Genomic DNA, 1,436 nt, shown 5'->3' on the forward strand with positions numbered 1-1,436 from the left:
GCTGGCAGGCGCAGGACGGGATATCAGCGGGCCAGCCAGCCGCCATCGACGGCCAGGACATGGCCATGGATATAGTTGGCCGCCGGCGAGGCCAGGAACACGGCCGCGCCGCCAATGTCGCTCGCCTCGCCCCAGCGGCCGGCCGGGATGCGTTCCTGGATCTGGCGGTTGCGGGTCTCGTCGGCTTGCAGCGCGGCGGTGTTGTTGGTCGCGATATAGCCCGGCGCGATCGCGTTGACGTTGACGCCCTTGGCCGCCCACTCGTTCGCCAGCAGCTTGGTGAGGCCGGCGACGCCGCTCTTGGACGCAGTATAGCTCGGCACGCGAATGCCGCCCTGGAACGACAGCAGCGAGGCGATGTTGACGATCTTGCCGCTACCCTGTGCCAGCATGTGCCGCCCCGCCGCCTGGGCCAGGAAGAAGGTCGACTTCAAATTGGTGTCGATCACCGCGTCCCAGTCTTCCTCGGTGAAGTCGACGCTGTCGGCGCGGCGGATGATGCCGGCATTGTTGATCAGGATGTCGAGGCCGCCCAGCTTCGCGATCGTCTCGTCGACGACGCGCTGCACCGGCTCGATGCTGGAAAGATCGGCCGAGACGATCTCCGCCTTGCGGCCGAGGGCGCGGACCTTCTCGACGGTCTCCTCCGCCGGGGTGCGGCCGACTGCCGCAATGTCGGCGCCCGCTGCAGCCAGCGACAGCGCGATCGCCTGGCCGATGCCAGTATTGGCGCCGGTGACGATGGCCACCTTGCCACCAAGATCGAAGATAGTGCTCATATAAGCTCCAAATCCCCCTCCCTTCAGGGAGGGGTTAGGGGAGGGCATGTGAGGGAGAGAGGGCGTGACAGCCTCTCCCCCTTCTGGCTTAGGCCAGCTGGCAGATGTCCAGCACGTTCATGTCGGTATAGTCCTGGTTCTCACCGGCCATCGCCCAGATGAAGGCATAGGCCTTGGTGCCCGAGCCCATATGCACCGACCAGGGCGGCGAGATCACCGCTTCCTCATTGGCCATGACGATGTGACGCATCGCATCGCCCTCGCCCATATAGTGGAAGACGCGGTCGGCATCGCCATCCAGCTCGAAATAGAAATAAATCTCGCTGCGGCGCTCATGGATGTGCGGGGGCATGGTGTTCCACACCGAACCGGGCTTGAGCACGGTGAGGCCCATGACCAGCTGCGCGCTGTCGCAGATGCCGGGGATGACGAGCTGGAAGATGGTGCGCTCGTTGGATTCTTCCAGGCTGCCGCGCTCCAGCGCATTGGCGTCGGCGATGCCGAGCTTGCGGGTGGTGAACGCCTTGTGCGCCGGGCAGGAGGCGAGATAGAAACGCGCGCCAGCGCCGGCGAATTCCACATCCTTGGCGCCCATCGTCACATAGAGGCAATCCTTGTTGCCGAGCGTGAAGACTTCGCCGTCGACGGTCACGGTGC

Annotated in this window: 2 protein-coding genes; both read right to left on the reverse strand. The window is 65.0% G+C overall.

Going from position 1 to position 1,436, the window contains the following annotated elements:
- Nucleotides 1-23 precede the first annotated feature (23 nt).
- A complete protein-coding gene (gene kduD / locus ACUCV3_RS27250) occupies nt 24-779 on the reverse strand; it encodes a 2-dehydro-3-deoxy-D-gluconate 5-dehydrogenase KduD (RefSeq protein WP_279728432.1) in 756 nt (251 codons plus the stop codon).
- Nucleotides 780-867: 88 nt separating this feature from the next.
- A partial coding sequence (gene kduI, locus ACUCV3_RS27255; protein ID WP_482241473.1) for a 5-dehydro-4-deoxy-D-glucuronate isomerase occupies nt 868-1,436 on the reverse strand: 569 nt, incomplete at its 5' end.

Source organism: Sphingobium sp. VMM, assembly GCF_056790315.1.